The sequence below is a fragment of the Pseudomonas sp. MWU318 genome (assembly GCF_016756945.1).
Lineage (GTDB): Bacteria > Pseudomonadota > Gammaproteobacteria > Pseudomonadales > Pseudomonadaceae > Aquipseudomonas > Aquipseudomonas putida_A.
On record NZ_JAESJL010000005.1, the window covers coordinates 328,438 to 347,646 of the forward strand.

General features: G+C 58.1%; 22 protein-coding genes and 4 tRNA genes. 17 read left to right on the forward strand and 9 right to left on the reverse strand.

Annotated elements, in window-relative coordinates:
• Positions 1 to 92 precede the first annotated feature (92 nt).
• Positions 93 to 1,154, forward strand: a complete 1,062-nt coding sequence (locus JN524_RS14590; protein WP_202369779.1) for an AI-2E family transporter — start codon at positions 93 to 95, stop codon at positions 1,152 to 1,154.
• Here the strand turns inward: JN524_RS14590 and JN524_RS14595 are convergent.
• The 3 genes from JN524_RS14595 to JN524_RS14605 all read right to left on the reverse strand — a co-directional run bounded on the left by JN524_RS14595 (position 1,151) and on the right by JN524_RS14605 (position 2,210).
• Positions 1,151 to 1,333, reverse strand: coding sequence for a hypothetical protein (locus JN524_RS14595; protein ID WP_135295393.1), 183 nt, complete (start codon positions 1,331 to 1,333; stop codon positions 1,151 to 1,153). The two genes, JN524_RS14590 and JN524_RS14595, sit on opposite strands and share 4 nt — an antisense overlap.
• A gap of 102 nt (positions 1,334 to 1,435) precedes the next feature.
• The gene (locus JN524_RS14600; RefSeq protein WP_025108897.1) at positions 1,436 to 1,630 is read right to left on the reverse strand and encodes a hypothetical protein; all 195 of its coding nucleotides are present in this window, start codon (positions 1,628 to 1,630) and stop codon (positions 1,436 to 1,438) included.
• A gap of 229 nt (positions 1,631 to 1,859) precedes the next feature.
• Positions 1,860 to 2,210: a hypothetical protein gene (locus tag JN524_RS14605; RefSeq protein WP_007965394.1), complete on the reverse strand. Its 351-nt coding sequence runs from the start codon at positions 2,208 to 2,210 to the stop codon at positions 1,860 to 1,862.
• A gap of 257 nt (positions 2,211 to 2,467) precedes the next feature.
• Here JN524_RS14605 and JN524_RS14610 point away from each other — a divergent pair, with 257 nt between their 5' ends.
• Positions 2,468 to 3,286 (forward strand): shikimate 5-dehydrogenase, encoded by an 819-nt coding sequence (locus JN524_RS14610; RefSeq protein ID WP_202369780.1) that lies wholly within the window; start codon positions 2,468 to 2,470, stop codon positions 3,284 to 3,286.
• Positions 3,287 to 3,498: 212 nt separating this feature from the next.
• Complete coding sequence (locus JN524_RS14615; RefSeq protein ID WP_202369781.1) at positions 3,499 to 4,017, forward strand: cupin domain-containing protein; 519 nt, start codon at positions 3,499 to 3,501, stop codon at positions 4,015 to 4,017.
• A 116-nt stretch (positions 4,018 to 4,133) separates the two neighbouring features.
• On the opposite strand, the gene JN524_RS14620 is transcribed toward JN524_RS14615, so the two are convergent.
• Positions 4,134 to 4,778, reverse strand: a complete 645-nt coding sequence (locus JN524_RS14620) for a YceH family protein (protein WP_202369782.1) — start codon at positions 4,776 to 4,778, stop codon at positions 4,134 to 4,136.
• A gap of 125 nt (positions 4,779 to 4,903) precedes the next feature.
• Here JN524_RS14620 and JN524_RS14625 point away from each other — a divergent pair, with 125 nt between their 5' ends.
• Positions 4,904 to 5,413 (forward strand): DUF1993 domain-containing protein, encoded by a 510-nt coding sequence (locus JN524_RS14625; protein WP_134785954.1) that lies wholly within the window; start codon positions 4,904 to 4,906, stop codon positions 5,411 to 5,413.
• Between the two features lie 240 nt (positions 5,414 to 5,653).
• On the opposite strand, the gene sstT is transcribed toward JN524_RS14625, so the two are convergent.
• Positions 5,654 to 6,886, reverse strand: a complete 1,233-nt coding sequence (sstT, locus tag JN524_RS14630) for a serine/threonine transporter SstT (RefSeq protein WP_139055773.1) — start codon at positions 6,884 to 6,886, stop codon at positions 5,654 to 5,656.
• A gap of 334 nt (positions 6,887 to 7,220) precedes the next feature.
• Between sstT and JN524_RS14635 the strand changes: the two genes are divergently transcribed.
• Complete coding sequence (locus JN524_RS14635) at positions 7,221 to 8,384, forward strand: MFS transporter (RefSeq protein ID WP_202369783.1); 1,164 nt, start codon at positions 7,221 to 7,223, stop codon at positions 8,382 to 8,384.
• On the opposite strand, the gene nhaR is transcribed toward JN524_RS14635, so the two are convergent.
• A complete protein-coding gene (gene nhaR / locus JN524_RS14640; protein ID WP_086794737.1) occupies positions 8,379 to 9,278 on the reverse strand; it encodes a transcriptional activator NhaR in 900 nt (299 codons plus the stop codon). The genes JN524_RS14635 and nhaR overlap by 6 nt on opposite strands.
• A gap of 229 nt (positions 9,279 to 9,507) precedes the next feature.
• On the opposite strand from nhaR, the gene JN524_RS14645 reads away from it, so the two are divergent.
• Complete coding sequence (locus JN524_RS14645; RefSeq protein WP_007965379.1) at positions 9,508 to 9,750, forward strand: hypothetical protein; 243 nt, start codon at positions 9,508 to 9,510, stop codon at positions 9,748 to 9,750.
• A 29-nt stretch (positions 9,751 to 9,779) separates the two neighbouring features.
• Positions 9,780 to 10,529 (forward strand): TerC family protein, encoded by a 750-nt coding sequence (locus tag JN524_RS14650; RefSeq protein ID WP_202369784.1) that lies wholly within the window; start codon positions 9,780 to 9,782, stop codon positions 10,527 to 10,529.
• Between the two features lie 193 nt (positions 10,530 to 10,722).
• Here the strand turns inward: JN524_RS14650 and JN524_RS14655 are convergent, their stop codons facing one another.
• Positions 10,723 to 10,872: a hypothetical protein gene (locus tag JN524_RS14655; RefSeq protein ID WP_202369883.1), complete on the reverse strand. Its 150-nt coding sequence runs from the start codon at positions 10,870 to 10,872 to the stop codon at positions 10,723 to 10,725.
• A 246-nt stretch (positions 10,873 to 11,118) separates the two neighbouring features.
• On the opposite strand from JN524_RS14655, the gene JN524_RS14660 reads away from it, so the two are divergent.
• From JN524_RS14660 to JN524_RS14670, 3 genes are all read left to right on the forward strand, one after another.
• Complete coding sequence (locus JN524_RS14660) at positions 11,119 to 11,790, forward strand: peptidase C39 family protein (RefSeq protein WP_202369785.1); 672 nt, start codon at positions 11,119 to 11,121, stop codon at positions 11,788 to 11,790.
• A gap of 90 nt (positions 11,791 to 11,880) precedes the next feature.
• The gene (locus tag JN524_RS14665; RefSeq protein WP_007965370.1) at positions 11,881 to 12,087 is read left to right on the forward strand and encodes a DUF6021 family protein; all 207 of its coding nucleotides are present in this window, start codon (positions 11,881 to 11,883) and stop codon (positions 12,085 to 12,087) included.
• Positions 12,088 to 12,099: 12 nt separating this feature from the next.
• Entirely contained in the window at positions 12,100 to 12,294 is a 195-nt protein-coding gene (locus tag JN524_RS14670; protein ID WP_007965369.1) for a hypothetical protein, read from the forward strand.
• Positions 12,295 to 12,445: 151 nt separating this feature from the next.
• Here JN524_RS14670 and pbpG read toward each other — a convergent pair whose 3' ends face one another.
• Together pbpG and folD are read right to left on the reverse strand one after the other, a co-directional pair.
• Positions 12,446 to 13,384, reverse strand: coding sequence for a D-alanyl-D-alanine endopeptidase (pbpG, locus tag JN524_RS14675; protein ID WP_202369786.1), 939 nt, complete (start codon positions 13,382 to 13,384; stop codon positions 12,446 to 12,448).
• 229 nt (positions 13,385 to 13,613) lie between these two features.
• Positions 13,614 to 14,468 carry a bifunctional methylenetetrahydrofolate dehydrogenase/methenyltetrahydrofolate cyclohydrolase FolD gene (gene folD, locus JN524_RS14680; protein ID WP_003223627.1) on the reverse strand — a complete coding sequence of 285 codons (855 nt, stop codon included), beginning with the start codon at positions 14,466 to 14,468 and terminating at the stop codon, positions 13,614 to 13,616.
• 275 nt (positions 14,469 to 14,743) lie between these two features.
• On the opposite strand from folD, the gene JN524_RS14685 reads away from it, so the two are divergent.
• From JN524_RS14685 to clpX, 7 genes are all read left to right on the forward strand, one after another.
• Positions 14,744 to 14,820, forward strand: a tRNA-Arg gene (locus JN524_RS14685).
• A gap of 32 nt (positions 14,821 to 14,852) precedes the next feature.
• Positions 14,853 to 14,928, forward strand: a tRNA-His gene (locus tag JN524_RS14690).
• A 57-nt stretch (positions 14,929 to 14,985) separates the two neighbouring features.
• Positions 14,986 to 15,070 (forward strand) — tRNA-Leu (locus JN524_RS14695).
• A 76-nt stretch (positions 15,071 to 15,146) separates the two neighbouring features.
• Positions 15,147 to 15,222, forward strand: a tRNA-His gene (locus tag JN524_RS14700).
• A gap of 396 nt (positions 15,223 to 15,618) precedes the next feature.
• Positions 15,619 to 16,929 carry a trigger factor gene (tig, locus tag JN524_RS14705; RefSeq protein ID WP_027614582.1) on the forward strand — a complete coding sequence of 437 codons (1,311 nt, stop codon included), beginning with the start codon at positions 15,619 to 15,621 and terminating at the stop codon, positions 16,927 to 16,929.
• A gap of 92 nt (positions 16,930 to 17,021) precedes the next feature.
• Complete coding sequence (clpP, locus tag JN524_RS14710; RefSeq protein WP_007951559.1) at positions 17,022 to 17,657, forward strand: ATP-dependent Clp endopeptidase proteolytic subunit ClpP; 636 nt, start codon at positions 17,022 to 17,024, stop codon at positions 17,655 to 17,657.
• Between the two features lie 112 nt (positions 17,658 to 17,769).
• Positions 17,770 to 19,053, forward strand: coding sequence for an ATP-dependent Clp protease ATP-binding subunit ClpX (gene clpX, locus JN524_RS14715; RefSeq protein WP_003223632.1), 1,284 nt, complete (start codon positions 17,770 to 17,772; stop codon positions 19,051 to 19,053).
• Positions 19,054 to 19,209 lie beyond the last annotated feature (156 nt).

Genomic DNA, 19,209 nt, shown 5'->3' on the forward strand with positions numbered 1-19,209 from the left:
ATCTATGCTCCATGAACAAAGATGGCACTCGCGCGCGCCCCGGCTGACTAAGGTTCGGGGCGTGCGAGACGCCTGACTGACATGGATCGGACATGAACGAAAAAACCCTGCAATTCAAATCCCTCACCGTGCTGTTGTTGCTGGTGACGGTCGCCTTCATCTGGATTCTGCTGCCGTTCTACGGCGCGGTGTTCTGGGCGGTGATTCTCGGCATTCTGTTTGCGCCGATGCAGCGCAAGTTACAGCTCAAATTTGGCTGGCGGCGCAACCTGACAGCGCTCTGCACTCTGGGCATCTGCCTGGTGATAGCGATTCTGCCGGTGATCATCCTCAGCATCCTGTTGGTCCAGGAAGGCGCAACGGTGTACAACAACATCGAAAGCGGCCAACTCGACATCGGTGCCTACCTGGCACAGTTCAAACACAGTTTGCCGCCGTACTTTCAGCATTTGCTCGATCGCTTCGGCATGGGTGAGTTGAACGGCTTGCGCGAGAAAATCGTCAAGGCGTCGATGCAGGGCAGCCAGGTGCTGGCGAGTCAGGCCTTCAGTTTCGGTCAAGGCACATTCGAGTTCGTGGTCAGCTTCGGCATCATGCTGTACCTGCTGTTTTTCTTTCTGCGCGATGGCGCCGAGCTGGTGCGCAAGGTACGCACAGCGGTGCCGTTGGAAGAGAGCCACAAACGCCGTTTGCAGTTGAAGTTCAACCGGGTGGTGCGGGCGACGGTGAAAGGCAACCTGGTGGTCGCGGTGACTCAGGGCGCATTGGGTGGGGCGATTTTCTGGTTTCTCGACATTCCCAGTGCGTTGCTCTGGGCGGTGCTGATGGGCTTTCTGTCGCTGTTGCCGGCGGTGGGTGCGGGGATCGTCTGGGCGCCGGTGGCGCTGTACTTCCTGCTCAGCGGGATGATCTGGCAAGGCGTGGTGCTGGGGTTGTTCGGGGTGTTTGTGATCGGTCTGGTGGACAACGTGCTGCGCCCGATCCTGGTCGGCAAGGACACGCGCATGCCGGATTACATGATCCTGATCTCGACCCTCGGCGGTCTCGCGGTGTTCGGCCTCAACGGTTTCGTGATCGGGCCGCTGATCGCAGCGCTGTTCATGTCCAGTTGGGCGCTGTTCATCGAGACCAAACCGAAAGTCCAGTTGCCTTAAGCGTGGAATGGGCCGCTGACGATTTTCTGTGACAGGGCCTGCGCCGCGGGCAGTGAAGTGAGCGGGCCGCTGATCGGCTCGCCATCGCGCACCAGATACCAGCAGGCGAGCAATCCCGACGCTCTGAGCGATGCCGGAACAGCGCTGCCGATTACCGACATGATTTGAACCTGAGCCATGACAAGTACCTCCATCAATCTTTGGAGCTACCTTAGGGATTCGCTGCGCTCAGGGACAATCAACGCTTTCGATAGTGGTCATTGATCACAGTGAGGACTGCATCAGTCGACAACCTGGTCGAGCATGTGCACCACTTCGCGCTCATTGAGCAGGCCCTTGTGCACGAGATTCTCCGCCAGCAGCGAAAGAAACTTGGCGCAGCGGTGGCCTTCCAGGTGTTTCAGTTCAGTCAGCGCGCTGTACACCTTGCTCGAAGTGCACAGGCCGACGATGCGGTGCGGATTTTGTGTAGGCATGGGTCGTCCTTGTTTTTATCAACCTGTTGTTTACGGACGGATTCAGATTGCGGTTCCGTCATGACAAATGGATGACCGTTTTGTGTTTTGCCCCCGACGGTCAAGTCCATCATGCCGACTTTAGCTGCCGGGACTGTCCTCACAGCGACCTTGGCGAGATTTTTTCAGACTCTGCCCGACCGACGGTCATAAAAAAGCCCCGCTATAAAGCGGGGCTTGTTGGTTGCGATTACCAGCGCGGGCCACCGTAGTAGCCGTGTGGTCGGCCGTAGTAGCCGCGTGGTGGGCCGTAGTAGACCGGGCCAGGCACGTAAACAGGTTGTTGCACGTAGACCGGGGCCGGCTGGTAATAGACCGGTGGCGGCGGTTGTTGCACATAAACCGGTGCCGGTTGAGCGTAAACAGGCTGTTGCACATAGACCGGCCGGTCCTGGTTGATCAAAGCGGAGCCGATGATGGCCGAGCCGACGATCGCACCAAACACTGCCGGACCCTGCCAGCCACCGCCGTGGGCTTCTGCCTGACCTGTGATAGCGAATGCACCAATCAACAAGGCCACGATGGGGAGTTTACGAATCATGATAATTCCTCGGTTCTTCGACCCGGCGTCCGGGCCTGCACCAGGCCCAAAGTTGTCGCGGGGATACTTCTATGACAGCGAAATTCTGAAAATCAGCACAGCCGCTGGGTAAATTTTGTGTAAGGTCTGTACCGGCTTCTTTACCGGTTGGTCAAAGGGGCTCGCAGCCCGTTGCAGACAGGCGCTTATGATCGTCCAGAACCCGATGGAATGGCTAACTCCGTCCATCCGAAAGTCCGTTTTGAAGGAGAAGTTTCATGCAGATGAATCCCAACAAAGACACCCAGCTGTGCATGTCCCTGTCGGGGCGCCCGGGGAATTTCGGTCTGCGCTTTCATAACCATTTGTACGAGCAGTTGGGCCTGAATTTCTATTACAAGGCGTTCAGCAGTCAGGATTTGCCGGGGGCCGTCGGCGGCATTCGTGCGCTGGGGATTCGTGGTTGCGGGGTGTCGATGCCGTTCAAGGAAGCCTGCATCGCGCTGGTCGATGAGCTGGATGCGTCGGCAGCGGCGATCCAGTCGATCAATACCATCGTCAACACCCACGGCCATCTCAAGGCTTACAACACCGATTACATCGCCATCGCGCAATTGCTGGAAACCCACGCGGTACTGCAAGACACGACGTTCGCCCTGCGCGGCAGCGGCGGCATGGCCAAAGCAGTGGCGAGTGCCTTGCGCGATGGTGGCTACAAGAATGGCTTGATCGTTGCGCGTAACGAGCGCGCCGGACGGGCACTGGCGGACTCGCTGAGCTATCGCTGGCAGGCGGAGCTCGGCGAAGAGCGGCCGCAGATGCTGATCAACGTCACCCCGGTGGGCATGGACGGCGGGCCGGAGGCCGGGCAACTGGCGTTCGAGCCTGAAGTGATCCAGGCAGCCGACACGGTATTCGATGTGGTAGCGATTCCGTCCGAGACGCCGCTGATCGTGCGTGGGCGGGCTGAGGGCAAGAAGGTGATTACCGGGCTGGAAGTGATTGCGATCCAGGCGCTGGAGCAGTTTGTGCTGTACACCGGGGTGCGGCCAAATGAAGAGCAGTTTGCGGCGGCGGTGGCATTTGCTCGCAGCTGATCATTGAGTTTTGCGCTGATCCATCGGGCCTCTTCGCGAGCAAGCCCGCTCCCACAGGTATCAGGTTGCAACACAACCAGGTGAGCAACCACAAATCCTGTGGGAGCGGGCTTGCTCGCGAAGGCCGCGACTCGGTTGTTAGTCGGTTGCCTATACTGCGGCCTCAGCAAGCCCAGACTTGCCCCTCATAAAAAACCTGATCGAGGCTCCCCATGCATCCGCCCATCCTCAACCTGCACCAGGTCGAACTCGAATCCCTGCCCGAAGCCCTTGCTCCGGAGGGCGAAACCGCTGGTCGCTATCAGCAACGCATGGCGCGCATCGGCCAGCAGCTTGGTGCGCAGAAACTCGGCTATCGGTTGTACGCCTTGCCGCCAGGCATGCGCGGCAGTCCGTTTCACAGCCATCGGGTCAATGAAGAGATGTTCTATGTGGTGGCCGGGGAGGGCGAAGTGCGGCTGGGGGCCGAACGCTTTCCGATCCGCGCGGGCGACGTGATCGCCTGCCCGCCGGGCGGCCCGGAAACGGCGCATCAGATCATCAACACCAGCGACGGGGAGCTGCGTTACCTGGCGGTCAGCACCCAGCAGCAACCGGATATCTGTGAGTACCCGGACTCCAACAAATACGCGGTGATGGACAACTTCAAAGTCGATGACCAGGGTAATGCGTCAGGTTTTGTTGCCGTGGCGCGGCTGGCGGATGGGGTGGATTACTGGGATGGGGAATAACCCGTAGATATCATGTAGGAGTGAGCCTGCTCGCGATGGCGGTCTGTCAGGCAATGAAATTCTGAATGAACCAGCGCAATCGCGAGCAGGCTCACTCCTACAAGGTATTGTGGTGATTATTCGAGGCGCGCCAGACGCTCTTCCAGTGCGGCAATCCGTGCTTCCAGTTCTTCGATGCGTTCAACTGACACGCCGCTGGTCGCACGTTCCCCAGGATTTTGCCGCGCCGCCAGGATCGCCTCGATGTCCGCCGGATCGCCCAGCGCATGGGTGTAGCGGTCTTCGCGCTGCCCGGCCTGACGCGGAATCAACACCGCCAGCCCGCGCGCGATCAGGCGCTCAAGCTGATGCACCACTTGCTCGGCATCTTCGAAGTCATGCATCCGGCCGCTGCGGGTCAGCAGCTCATTCACCGTCTGCGGGCCACGCAGGAACATCAATCCGCTGAGAATCACCTGGGCCGGCACCAGCTCCAGCGCCTTGTCGAGCTTGTGCTCCCAGCGATCGGCGCGACTGCCCATGACCAGTTTGGCGTAACCGTGGCTTTCCAGCGCCCGCAGGCTCTGGCCAACCTGGCCTTGAGTCAGGTTCATCACCGGCTCGCGGCTGGTTTTCTGGTTGCAGGCCAGCACCAGTGCGTTGAGCGTCAGCGGGTAGGTTTCCGGGCTAGTGGCCTGTTTCTCGATCAAAGAACCCAGAATGCGGATTTCCGTGGCGTTGAGCCGTGGTTCGTCGGTGATGCTTTCAAGTTCGGTGGTCATCGCGCGTTCCCTCTGCAGTCGAAGGCGCCTAGCCTAATCCTTGGTTAACAAAAGGCAAGCCGTGTGGTCATCAAGCATGGCTATAATCGCCTCCACGTTCCACCCAGCCACTACACGAGACTGCCATGACCATTTCCCTGTACGCCGCATCCGTCCCGGTTTTTCAACAAATGCTCAACGCCCTGAGCGATGTCCTGAAAAAGGCTGAAGCCCACGCCACCGAGAAAAACATCGACCCGAACGCCTTCCTGCAAGCGCGCCTGTACCCGGACATGTTCCCGTTGGTACGTCAGGTGCAGATCGCCGTCGACTTCGCCAAGGGCGTTACTTCGCGTCTGGCTGAAGTCGAAATCCCGAAATATGACGACACCGAAACCACTTTCGCCGAGCTGCAGGCGCTGATCGCCAAGGTCCTGGCCTACATCGGCGAGATCAAGCCGGAGCAGATCAACGGCAAGGAAGGCATCGAGATCGTGACCCGTCCGGGCACGCCGAAGGAGAAGCGCTTCAGCGGCCAGGCTTACCTGCTGAGCTACGGTCTGCCGCAGTTCTTCTTCCACGTCACCACCACCTACGCGCTGCTGCGTCACAACGGTGTTGAAGTGGGTAAACGCGATTACATGGGCGCGTACTAAATCGTTAGAAGCCCTCACCCTAGCCCTCTCCCAGGGGGAGAGGGGACTGATCGCGTTGTTTGTTCGAGATACGCCGACTTGATCTATCGAGTCGAACTCAAGACTTGAATGCGACAAAGATCGGCTCCCTTTCCCCCTCGCCCCTTGGGGGGAGAGGGTTGGGGTGAGGGGGGAAAGATCTCGGCCACAAAAAAGCCCGCCAGGGTTCACACCTTGGCGGGCTTTTCATTGCAGCAATTGTTACGCAGTGCGCTGGGCTTTCGCCTCTTCACCCAGGCACGCCGCGGCGGTAAACAGCACATCGGTGGACGAATTCAACGCCGTCTCCGCCGAGTCCTGCAACACCCCAATGATGAAACCGACCGCCACCACCTGCATGGCAATCTCGCTCGGGATACCGAACAGGCTGCACGCCAGCGGAATCAGCAGCAGCGAACCGCCGGCCACGCCCGAGGCGCCACAGGCGCAGATTGCCGCGACGACGCTGAGCAGAATCGCGGTTGGAATGTCCACGGCAATCCCCAGCGTGTGCACCGCGGCCAGGGACAATACGGTGATGGTGATCGCCGCGCCAGCCATGTTGATGGTTGCCCCCAGCGGGATCGATACCGAGTAGGTATCTTCGTGCAGGCCCAGGCGTTTACTCAGTTCCAGGTTGACCGGAATGTTTGCCGCCGAGCTTCGGGTGAAGAACGCGGTGATCCCGCTTTCGCGCAGGCACTTGAGGGTCAGCGGGTACGGGTTGCGGCGCAGTTTCCAGAACACGATCAGCGGGTTCATCACCAGCGCGACGAACAGCATGCAGCCCAGAAGCACGCCCAGTAGATGCGCGTAACCGATCAGTGCGCCGAAGCCTGAGGTCGCGAGGGTCGAGGCCACCAGACCGAAAATGCCCAGAGGTGCGAAACGAATCACCACGCGCACGATCAGCGTCACGCCGTTGGACAGGTCGCCGAGCACTTCGCGGGTGGTGTCACCGGCGTGGCGAATCGCGACGCCCATGCCGATCGCCCAGGCCAGAATGCCGATGAAGTTGGCATTCATCAGCGCGCTGACCGGGTTATCGACCACGCTCAAAAGCAGACTTTGCAGCACCTCGGCGATGCCGCCTGGCGCGGTGACTGACACGTTGTCGGTGGATAACACCAGATGCGAGGGGAATGCCATGCTGGCGACAACCGCAACTACGGCTGCGGCGAAGGTGCCAAGCAGATACAGAAACAGGATCGGCCGGATGTGGGTTTCCTGGCCGTGCTTGTGGTTGGCAATCGACGCCATCACCAGCACGAATACCAGAATCGGGGCCACGGCTTTCAGTGCCGAGACGAACACTTTGCCGATGAACGCCGAGCCTTTCGCCGCTTCCGGGGCGAACAGCGCCAGAGCGATACCGGCAATCAGGCCGATCAGGATCTGCGTGACCAGGCTGAGGTTTTTCAGGCGTTGCAAGAGAGAAGGGGATGAAGCAGTCATAACGGCATCTCTGTTTTTATACGGTTCAGGGTTGCGTGAAACCGGTGATACATCGGGGGCAGGTCACCGGCACGAAACGAAAGGGCTGACGCGACATCAACGGCATGGAACCGGTCGTTGATCAGGGTGTACGTTTTTCGGGGCGCGGACTTTATCACAGCGTAGGCGTTATCCTTCAGGCCTGTGACGATCTGCCACCGGATTGATCGCCAAGTCGGCAGGTTTGTGCAAGTCAGCCCGGAAACACTCTGTTAAGATTCACCATCCTCATTTTCATAGTCTGCCAGCGGGCCTTTCGGTCATCGCTGGTGTCGTCGTTTTGCTGGAGTTGCTCATGCTGTTGCCCATTCTTCTGTTGTCCGCAGCCGGATTCACGGTGCTGACCACGGAATTCGTCATCGTCGGCCTGTTGCCGGCCATTGCCCGCGACCTGTCGGTAACCATTCCGCAGGCCGGTCTGCTGGTGACTCTATTCGCTTTCACGGTGGCGATGTTCGGTCCATTTTTGACCGCGTATTTCGCCCGCTTCGAGCGGCGCAAGCTGTTCATCAGCATTCTGATCATGTTCGGCCTGGCCAACACCGTTGCGGCGCTGGCGCCGAACATCTGGGTCATGGCCATCGCCCGGCTGATCCCGGCGCTCGGCTTGCCGGTGTTCTGGGCCTTGGCCAGTGAGACCGCAGTGGACATCGTCGGCCCGGATCACGCTGGCCGCGCGATTGCCAAGATCGGCTTCGGCATTGTTTGCGCGACGGTGTTCGGCATTCCGGTGGGCACGTTGATTTCCGATGCGTTCGGCTGGCGCAGTGCGTTTGCGATTCTCGCGGTGATCGCTTTCGCCAAGGCCTTGCTGCTGTTGGTTTACCTGCCGAAAACCAGTCTGCATCAACATCAGGTCAGCTTCGCCTCGCAGTTCAAGATCCTGCGCAACCCGCTGATGATCGGCCATGTGCTGTTGTCGATTCTGGTATTCAGCGGCATGTTCACCGCTTATACCTATCTGGCCGACATTCTTGAGCGTCTGGCCGGGTTCAACGGCACGGTGGTTGGCTGGTGCCTGATGGGCTTCGGTGCGGTCGGGCTGATCGGCAACTCGCTGGGCGGTCGCGCGGTGGATCGTCATCCGTTGGGCGCCTCGGTGCTGTTCTGCGCGTTCATGATTGCCGGCATGGTCTCGCTGGTGCCGAACATTCACTCGACGGTGGGGCTGGCGGTGGCCATGGGCATCTGGGGTATCACCCAGGCTGCGCTGTTTCTGGTCAGCCACGTGCGCCTGATGAAAGCTGCACCAGAAGCGCCAGCCTTTGCCGCCTCGCTGAACATCGCCGGGGCCAACCTCGGGATCGGCCTCGGAGCGATGATCGGCGGTCGAGTGATCGACAGTGCCGGCCTCGGTTTTCTGGGGTTCGCCGCTGCCGGGTTCATTCTGTTGTCGGTGTTCCTCGCCATGGTGCTGATGACGCTCAAACCGCGCGAAGCGTGCGCCCAGGCGTCATAACGCGGTAAACAGCTCGCGTCGGGCACCTTCGGTAATCGCAACGATGCCGGGGTGCTTGACCTTTCGCTCCACCGAAATGGCATAGAACGACTCGGTCACCGCGTCGGTCTGGCCAATCACTTCGACGCCGTACTGGCGTTTGACTTCATCGGCAATCACGCTCGGACCGATGAAGATCCCGCTGCCCGATTGGCCGAAGGCCTGCATCAGGGCGCTGTCATCGAACTCCCCGACGATTCGCGGCTGGATCTGCTGCTCGGCAAACCAGCGCTGCAAACGGCTGCGCACCACGGTTTCCGCGCCGGGGATCAACAGCGGTGCGCCGTTGAGGCTGCGCGGGAAATCCTGCCCGTATTGCGCCGCCAACTGCGCGGTGGCGAAGAAACTGATCCCACACTCGCCGAGCTTCTGGCTGTAGCCCTTGATGTCGAGATGCGATGGCATCGGGCTGTCGGAAATCACCAGATCCAGGCGCTGGATCGCCAGATCCGCCAGCAGGCGTTCGAGTTTGTCTTCGCGACAGGTGATGCGCAGCGGCTCGTGCAGCTCCATGGTCGGCGCAATCAGGCGATAGACGATGGACTTGGGCACCACGTCCGCCACGCCGACGCGAAACAGGATCTGCTGTTCGTTGGGCTGGGCACGTAGCATCAACTCCAATTCGCCGCCTAACTGGAACATCTGCTCGGCGTAGGGCAGGGCCTGACGCCCGGCTTCGGTCAGCTCCAGCTGACGGCCGACCCTTTGAAACAGTTCGATGCCGTAGGTTTGTTCGAGCAGCGAAATCTGCCCGCTGATGGTTTGTGGCGTGAGGTTAAGTTGCTCGCAGGCACGCACGATGCTGCCGGTCTTGGCGACCACCCAGAAGTAATGCAGTTGTCGGTAATTCAGCATCCGCCGCGTCCCCTTTTGTAGGAGCTGCCGCAGGCTGCGATCTTTTGATCTTGCTTTAAAAAATCAAAAGATCGCAGCCTTCGGCAGCTCCTACACTGATTTTCATAGTTCGTTAGGGCCGAAGTATAGCCGCTAAAAATACGAATTTTCCTGAAGTGTTTGTCTCCCTAGAATGCCCAGCCATCGACGGGCGGTCTGTGACCCTGTCTGTTCATTCGGAGGAAGTCCCATGAAATACACAATTCCAGCGTTGATGTTTACGTCTTTACTGCTTATGGCCGGTTGCGATCAGGCCGAGAAAAGCGCCCAGCAGTTGATGGGCAAGGCCGCCGAGAGCGCCAAACAGGCAATCGACGATACGCATAAAGCCGCTGAACAAGCGCTCAGCGACGCCACCGGCGGCCTGATCGAGAAAAAAGAAACACCGGAAAAAGACGCGGAAAAATCCGAATCTTCCTCCAAGACCATCTAAACCGTCTTACACAGAGTCAGGACTGACCCATGGAATATCTGTTAGAACTCGCCGCCAGCCCCGCCGCCTGGGTTGCTTTGGCCACACTGGTGGTGATGGAAATCGTGCTCGGCATCGATAACCTGATCTTTATTTCGATCCTGACCAACAAGCTGCCCGCGCAGCATCGGCAGAAGGCGCGGCGCATCGGTATCGGCATGGCGCTGATCCTGCGTCTGGCCCTGTTGAGCACCATCGCCTTCATCGTGCAGTTGACTGCCCCTGTGATAGAAATCATGGGCCAGGCGTTCTCCTGGAAGGACATGATCCTGATTGCCGGTGGTCTGTTCCTGGTGTGGAAAGCCACAACCGAGATCCATCACAGCATGGACCCGGCGCCGGAAGACCCGAAAAGCGCGACATCGACCGTGACCCTGGGCTTCGCTGCCGCGATCGGTCAGATCCTGATGCTGGACATGGTGTTCTCGATCGACAGCATCATTACTGCGGTGGGCATGACTGAGCACTTGCCGATCATGGTGATCGCGGTGGTGGTCTCGGTAATGGTGATGCTGTTTGCGGCTGAACCGCTGGCCAAGTTCATCAACGACAACCCGACGGTGGTGATGCTGGCGCTGGGCTTCCTGATCATGATCGGCATGACGCTGATCGCCGAAGGCTTCGGCGCCCACGTACCGAAAGGTTATGTGTACGCGGCCATGGCATTCTCGGCAGCGATTGAAGTGCTGAACATGATGTCGCGCCGGGCGAAGCAAAAGAAGCTGGCTCAGCAGGCGTAATCTGCAACAAATGAAAAGGCCGGCCGGACTTCAGGAGTCCAGCCGGCCTTTTTTGCTTTATGGCTTATGGCTCATGGCTGGTGCCTTATGTAGGAGCTGCCGAAGGCTGCGATCTTTTGACTTTGAAGATCAAAAGATCGCAGCCTTCGGCAGCTCCTACAGGGGGGGGCATATCTGGCGAGGTGGCAAAGTTTCAGTGCGCAGTCGCGTGGCGGTGCTTTTCTGGCTTGTGGTTCGGGGTCGAATCGACCGGATGGTGATGGCGCCGCGCAATACGCAGCACGCCCCATAGCATGGCGCCGGCCACTGCCAGCCAGCCGGCGATCAGCATTACGATAGTCATGGTCAGGCTCATCAGTGCCTCCTCTTTGCCCTGCGTCGGGCACTCACTTTTTCAATTCGCTCTGTTTCAGTGACAGTCTAGACAATGGGGTGTTTCAGACTATTGACCAAAGGTCGGTGATGACCAATCAGTTCGCTCTATGCAAACGATCGGTCTGCGGTTTAAGGCTATACCGCAGGCGTGCGCCGCCCTATGATCGCAGGCGTTGCCGGAACACGATGACCGGCGTCTGATCAGAGAGTGACGATGGTGCAGGTATTTTCTCGATTGCGAGGGGCATTGCTGTTGGCCGGTTGTGCGGCCGTGTTGGCAGGGTGTGCGGGCAGTGTGGCGCCGCAGGTCAAGCGCCTGCCGGAGCGGGTTGAGCTCAGCGGCACGTTCTATCGCGGCGAAGCCAATCAGAGTGGTCCGCAAGTGCTGGCCAGCCTGTTGTCGCAGCAGGGCATCATGATCACGCCGGGCCTGCTGGAAAAACCGTTGCATCTGCCGGGAGCACAGGACCAGTTGCAACAGAATCTGCAGAACCTGGCCCGCGATTACGGCATGGTGGTCTATCCGCTGGACAAGAACCTGCCAGCCTTGTTGACCCAGGTGGCGGCCGGTTATCCGGTGATGGTGCGTTTCAGTGAAGGCTCGGCGTTCTGGGCTGAACCGCGTTACGCGATCCTTTCCGGTTATGACCGGCTGAAACAGAAGGTGCTGTTGCGCGCCGGGATGAATCGCCGAGAACTGATGAGCTTCAGTTCCTTTGAATCGGCCTTCGAAAAATCCGGCGGCTGGGCGGTACTGATCCAGAAACCGTCGCAGATTCCTGCCGAAGTCGACCGCCAGCGCTGGCTCAAGGCTGCGGACGAGCTGGCGCAAGCCGGCCAGGAACGTGAAGCGGCGCAAGCCAGAAAGGCCTTGGCCACACATTAACCTTCCGTTCGTCATCTGCCGGGCACCCCTCACGCCCGGCACGCCTCTTAACGATAGAACCCGAATTCGCGGGTGAGTCAGGAGGCAAGCATGGCAGATTCCCCATCCCCGAAAGGCCCGCACTCGAGCGAGCATTCGTCCGGTCATGATCTGGGTTTCGATCCGGATTCACCGGATCTCGACGATCCGCAGGTTGATCCGGTCGGCCCCGCCAAGGCGCCAAAAGACGTGGAGCCTGGCGAAGACAGCAAGCGCCCGGCCAAGCCTTACGATCCTTTGGCTGACCTGAAACCCTGAAGTGAGGTGCGTATGAGTACCGATTCCAGCTTCGACGATAAAAAACCGGACAGTGTGCCGACCACGCCTGAGGACGACGTGGATCCTGTGCTGGATCCGGACAGCCCGCTGCGCGATCCGCTGGCGCGACCTAATGTGCTGACGCCAGATCCGGGCGCTGGTGACGGCATTCCGGACGACGACAAAATGCCGTTACCCAATGATTGAATAACGGGTATTTAACCACTGGCTGAATACCTCTGTGGCGAGGGAGCTTGCTCCCGCTGGACTGCGCAGCAGGCCTTTTCTTGTTAAAAAAGAAGGCCCGCTACGCGCCCCAGCGGGAGCAAGCTCCCTCGCCACAGGTGGGTAGGTCGGCTTACTTCGAGGCCTCAACCACGCCGCTCTGGCGATTCTTGAGGTTTTTCTCGGCCTTGTATTGTTGAGCCACTGCCGGAACGTTGGCGCTCCGGCCGGTTTCCATCCAGCTGCGGATACGACTGGCATCGGCAAAATGCGTGTACTTGCCGAACGCATCGAGAATCACCAGGGCGACCGGACGATTGCTCATCCGCGTTACCAGCACCAGGCAATGACCCGCGGGGTTGGTAAAGCCGGTTTTGGTGATCTTGATGTCCCAGTCAGCCTTGTTCACCAGATGATCGGTGTTGCGGAAACCCAGGGTGTAATTGGGTTTGCGGAACGCTACGGTTTTTTCCTTGGTGGTGGTCAGCTCGCTGAGGATCGGATGCTTGCTCGCGGCGACCAGCAATTTGCTCAAGTCGCGGGCGGTGGACACGTTGCGTTCAGACAGCCCGGTCGGCTCGACATAGTGCGTATTGGTCATGCCCAGCGCCTTGGCCTTGGCGTTCATTGCGGCGATGAACGCGGCGTAACCGCCTGGATAGTGATGCGCGAGGCTGGCGGCCGCACGGTTCTCCGAGGACATCAGGGCAATCAGCAGCATCTCGCGACGCGGCAGTTCACTTTTCAGTTTGACTCGGGAGAATACGCCTTTCATTTCCGGCGTGTGGCTGATGTCGACGTCGATCCATTCGTCCATGTTCTGGTGCGCTTCAACCACCACCAGTCCGGTCATCAACTTGCTCACCGAAGCGATCGGTACGATCACATCCGGGTTGCTCGAATAGATGACTTTATTGGTCTGCAAATCCATAAGCAGGGCGCTGCCAGAGGCGATCTTCAATTGCGAAGCATCGCGTGGCGCGGCGGTAGTTTCAGCGGCGTTGACGGTTGGCGTGACGAATGTGCCTGAAAAAACAAAAACCAGGCTCAGGATCGAAAGACGAATTTTCACGCGGGCGAACTCATAAAGGTTGGATATTCCGTTAGTTTGTAACGGGTTATTTCTTCAAAGCGTCGCATTCTAGGAGTATGGCTGAAGATCTGTCGATGGTTGTTTGAATGACCTGAAAATCTCGTGAAAAGGCCTGTAAAAATAGGGGTTTCCGGCGAACGGTTAGTGTTTTTTCTCAGATACGAAAAACCCCGCACAAGGCGGGGTTCTTTTATGGCGGAAAAACGTCTCAGGCGTGCAGGGTTTCTGCCGCGTAGAGGGTGTTTTCCAGCAGGCATGCACGGGTCATGGGGCCAACGCCGCCGGGAACCGGAGTGATCCAGCCGGCGCGGGGCAGGGCGGTTTCGTACACCACGTCACCGACCAGTTTGCCGTCGTCCTGACGGTTGATGCCGACGTCGATCACGATCGCGCCCTCCTTGATCCACTCACCCTTGACCAGGCCCGGCTTGCCGGCGGCGACCACTACCAGATCGGCGCGGCCGACGTGGCCGGCCAGATCCTTGGTGAAGCGGTGGGTGACGGTCACGGTGCAACCGGCCAGCAGCAGCTCCATCGCCATCGGACGACCGACGATGTTCGACGCACCCACCACCACCGCATCCAGACCATAAAGGTCCACGCCGGTGCTTTCCAGCAAGGTCATGATGCCTTTTGGTGTGCACGGACGCAGCAGCGGAATGCGCTGGGCCAGGCGGCCGACGTTATAAGGATGGAAGCCATCAACGTCTTTGTCCGGGCGAATGCGCTCCAGCAGCTTGGAGGCATCCAGGTGCTCGGGCAGCGGCAGTTGCAGCAGCACGCCGTCGATGGCCGGGTCGTCGTTGAGGCGATCGATCAGATCGGTCAGCGCTTCTTGAGTGGTTTCGGAAGGCAGGTCGTAGGCTTGAGAGAGGAAGCCGACCTCTTCACAGTCTTTACGCTTGTGCGAGACATAAACCTGAGAGGCAGGATCGCTGCCGACCAGGATCACCGCGAGGCCGGGAGTGCGCAGGCCTTGCTGGCGACGCTCGGCAACTCGTTGGGCGATCTGCTGGCGCAGGCTGGCGGCGATCGATTTGCCGTCGATTAGTTGTGCAGTCATTGCGCGTGATTAACCATCGAGAGGGGAAAAAAAGAGAACGCATTCTCGCATGTCAGGCGGTGAGGGCAAAGGCGCTTGGTCAGCAAATTCCCCTAACTCCTTTAATTAAATGAATTTTTTTCAAAAAAGATTTGACGACTTTAAGGTCGCTCTATACTATTCGTCGCACTTGTCGGGCACAGCCTAGCACTGGTTAAGAAGGTTGAGCGGGATTACGGTTCTGCGAGGCTGGAAAGCATTTAGTTTGTAGTCCTCCAAGGGTACAGATTAACAAGGCGCCCGTAGCTCAGCTGGATAGAGCATCCGCCTTCTAAGCGGATGGTCGCAGGTTCGAGTCCTGCCGGGTGCGCCATTAGGCAGCTTTGGCACAAGTAACGCGATATGGTGGGCGTAGCTCAGTTGGTAGAGCACGGGATTGTGACTCCCGTTGTCGTGGGTTCGATCCCCATCGTCCACCCCATATTTCGAAAGGCGCCAGATGTAACAGTCTGGCGCCTTTGCTTTAAAAGCTTCATCTGCGGATGTGGTGGAATTGGTAGACACACTGGATTTAGGTTCCAGCGCCGCGAGGCGTAAGAGTTCGAGTCTCTTCATCCGCACCAATTAAAGCTTCATTCATGCCGCAGGCCTGGTGAAGTTCAGCAAAGAAGTCGAATGGCTTTTTTGTGACGCAATATGGTGGGCGTAGCTCAGTTGGTAGAGCACGGGATTGTGACTCCCGTTGTCGTGGGTTCGATCCCCATCGTCCACCCCATATTCCGAAAGGCGCCAGATTTAACAGTCTGGCGCCTTTTTTGTTTTACGGCTGGTGGTTTGTTGCGTCGGGTTTCAGGTCGAAGGGCAGGGCATTCGTCGTGTTCATGGGCTTGCGGCCTGCGTGTCGACCACCGGCCATGTTCGCAGGATCGGCCGTCAGGGAGATGGTTCGCGGTCTCTTCTATATATAGAAGCGGTTGAGCAGAGCCCTGGCGTGATGGTCTTTATTCGTCTTCGGGGTGGAGTGCATTGCTGCATTCACACCTATAAATGGCCTGCTGTTTTTTTACCCGTTTTCAGTAGGGTGACTTCTTGAGTTTGACCCACTAGAATGCATGCCCTTGATTCTGGGGTCGGAAACGGCCGGCTAACGTCTGTGCAACGAGGAATATCCATGCAAGTTTCTGTTGAAAATACTACTGCTCTTGAGCGCCGCATGAGCGTCACCGTGCCGGCTGAGCGCATTGAGAGCCAGGTCAACAAGCGTCTGCAGCAGACTGCCCAAAAGGCCAAGATTGCTGGCTTCCGTCCAGGCAAAGTGCCAATGAGCGAAATCAAGCGCCGTTTCGGTGCTGACGCTCGCCAGGAAGCTGTTGGTGATGTCATCCAGTCCTCCTTCTACGAAGCTGTGGTTGAGCAGAAGCTGAACCCTGCCGGTTCGCCTTCGATCGAGCCGAAGTCGCTGGAAGCTGGCAAGGACCTGGAATACGTTGCCGTATTCGAAGTGTTCCCTGAGTTCACCGTTGCCGGTTTCGACGGCATCACTGTCGAGCGCCTGAGCGCTGAAGTGGCTGACGCCGATCTGGACAAGATGCTGGACATCCTGCGCAAGCAGAACACCCGTTTTGAAGTGGCCGATCGTGCCGCTCAGAACGAAGACCAGCTGAACATCGATTTCGTTGGCAAGGTTGACGGCGAAGCCTTCGCTGGCGGCTCGGCCAAAGGCACTCAGCTGGTGCTGGGTTCCGGTCGCATGATCCCGGGCTTCGAAGAAGGCCTGGTGGGTGCTAAAGCGGGCGAAGAGCGCGTTCTGAACCTGACCTTCCCAGAGGACTATCAGAACCTGGACCTGGCTGGCAAAACCGCCGAGTTCACCGTGACTGTAAACACCGTGTCCGAGCCTAAGCTGCCAGAGTTGAACGAAGAGTTCTTCGCTCAGTTCGGCATCAAGGAAAGCGGTATCGACGGTTTCCGCACCGAAGTTCGCAAGAACATGGAGCGTGAGCTGCGTCAGGCCATCAAGTCCAAGGTAAAAAATCAGGTGATGGACGGTCTGCTGGCCACCAACCCGATCGAAGTGCCGAAGGCTCTGCTGTCCAACGAAGTTGACCGTCTGCGCGTGCAGGCTGTTCAGCAGTTCGGTGGCAACATCAAGCCTGACCAACTGCCGGCCGAGCTGTTCGAAGAGCAAGCCAAGCGCCGTGTAGTGCTGGGTCTGATCGTGGCTGAAGTGGTCAAGCAATTCGACCTGAAGCCTGACGAAGCCCGCGTTCGTGAAATGATTCAGGAAATGGCTTCGGCTTACCAGGAACCTGAGCAGGTCGTGTCCTGGTACTACAAGAACGAGCAGCAACTGAACGAAGTTCGTTCGGTTGTGCTGGAAGAACAAGTTGTGGATACTGTTCTGCAGAAAGCTAGCGTGACCGACAAATCGGTCTCTTACGAAGAAGCGGTCAAGCCGGTAGAAGCTCCAAAAGCCGACTGATTGTTTTTGCGTTAAGAAGTACACACATAAGCCAGCCTTCGAGCTGGCTTATGTGTATTCAAGACATAACTATTTGGGAGTGACTGCAGAGCATGTTCCGTAATTCGTATATTCAGCAGAACTCTGATATCCAGGCCGCCGGCGGCCTGGTCCCGATGGTTGTCGAGCAATCTGCTCGTGGCGAGCGCGCCTATGACATCTACTCGCGCCTTCTGAAGGAGCGCGTAATCTTTCTGGTGGGTCCTGTAGAGGACTACATGGCCAACCTGATCTGTGCGCAATTGCTGTTCCTTGAAGCGGAAAACCCGGACAAGGACATCCATCTCTATATCAACTCCCCGGGCGGTTCGGTGACAGCGGGCATGTCGATCTACGACACCATGCAGTTCATCAAGCCAAACGTATCGACGACCTGCATTGGTCAGGCGTGCAGCATGGGTGCATTCCTGCTGACGGCCGGTGCTCCAGGCAAGCGTTTCTGTCTGCCGAACTCGCGTGTGATGATTCACCAGCCACTGGGCGGTTTCCAGGGCCAGGCGTCGGATATCGAAATCCATGCCAAGGAAATCCTCTTCATCCGCGAGCGTCTGAACACGCTGATGGCCAAGCACAGCGGTCGTACGCTTGAAGAAATCGAGCGCGACACCAACCGCGATAACTTCATGAGTGCAGAAGCTGCGAAGGAATACGGTCTGATCGACGAAGTCATCAACCAGCGTCCTGCGTAAAATAAGCAGCTCAAAATAAGGTGGGTCGGCAGGTCCGACCACCAGCGGGCTTGAAAAAGCCCGCAATAGCCTTCATCTTGTGTTGCAAGCCTATCGGATTTGGATCGAACGAATGACTGACACCCGCAACGGCGAGGACAACGGCAAGCTGCTCTATTGCTCCTTCTGTGGCAAAAGCCAGCATGAAGTGCGCAAATTGATTGCCGGCCCCTCGGTCTTTATCTGCGACGAGTGCGTCGACCTGTGCAATGACATCATCCGCGAGGAGGTGCAGGAAGCACAGGCCGAAAGCAGCGCGCATAAATTGCCTTCGCCTAAAGAAATCAGCGGCATCCTTGACCAGTATGTAATCGGTCAGGAGCGTGCGAAAAAGGTTCTGGCCGTAGCGGTGTATAACCACTACAAGCGCCTGAATCAGCGTGACAAGAAGGCTGACGACGTCGAACTCGGCAAGAGCAACATCCTGCTGATCGGCCCGACAGGCTCCGGTAAAACCCTGCTGGCCGAAACACTGGCCCGCCTGCTGAACGTTCCGTTCACCATCGCTGACGCAACCACCCTCACCGAGGCCGGTTACGTAGGTGAAGATGTCGAGAACATCATTCAGAAATTGCTGCAAAAGTGCGATTACGACGTGGAAAAGGCCCAGATGGGCATTGTCTATATCGACGAAATCGACAAGATTTCCCGCAAGTCCGACAACCCGTCGATCACCCGCGATGTTTCCGGTGAAGGCGTGCAGCAGGCCTTGCTCAAGTTGATCGAAGGCACGGTCGCTTCCGTTCCGCCGCAAGGTGGTCGCAAGCACCCGCAGCAGGAATTCCTGCAGGTCGACACCCGTAACATCCTGTTCATCTGCGGTGGTGCGTTCTCCGGTCTGGAAAAGGTTATTCAAAACCGTTCCACCAAGGGCGGCATCGGTTTCAACGCAGAAGTGCGCAGCAAGGAAGAAGGCAAGAAAGTTGGTGAATCCCTGCGTGAAGTCGAGCCTGACGATCTGGTCAAGTTCGGTCTGATCCCGGAATTCGTCGGTCGTCTGCCGGTTCTTGCGACGCTGGACGAGCTCGACGAGGCTGCGCTGATGCAGATCCTCACCGAGCCGAAAAATGCTCTGACCAAACAGTATGCCAAGCTGTTCGAGATGGAGGGCGTGGATCTGGAGTTCCGGACCGACGCACTGAAATCGGTCGCCAAGCGTGCCCTGGAACGTAAAACCGGTGCCCGTGGCCTGCGTTCGATTCTCGAAGGTGTGCTGCTCGACACGATGTACGAAATCCCTTCGCAGTCCGAAGTGAGCAAAGTCGTCATCGATGAAAGCGTGATCGAAGGCAAGTCCAAGCCACTGTATATCTACGAAAACAGTGAGCCGACGGCCAAGGCAGCGCCGGACGCGTAAGCGTCCACACTGCCGGAACAAAGAAGGGGCCTTCGGGCCTCTTTTTTTTTATGTCGTTTTTTACATCCGCTTTGCGCTTGTTTTTTTTCAAGGCAGCCCCCATCTTGGCTTCAAGCTTAATTCCATCTGATTACGGCCATATGGCCGCCGTAGAGG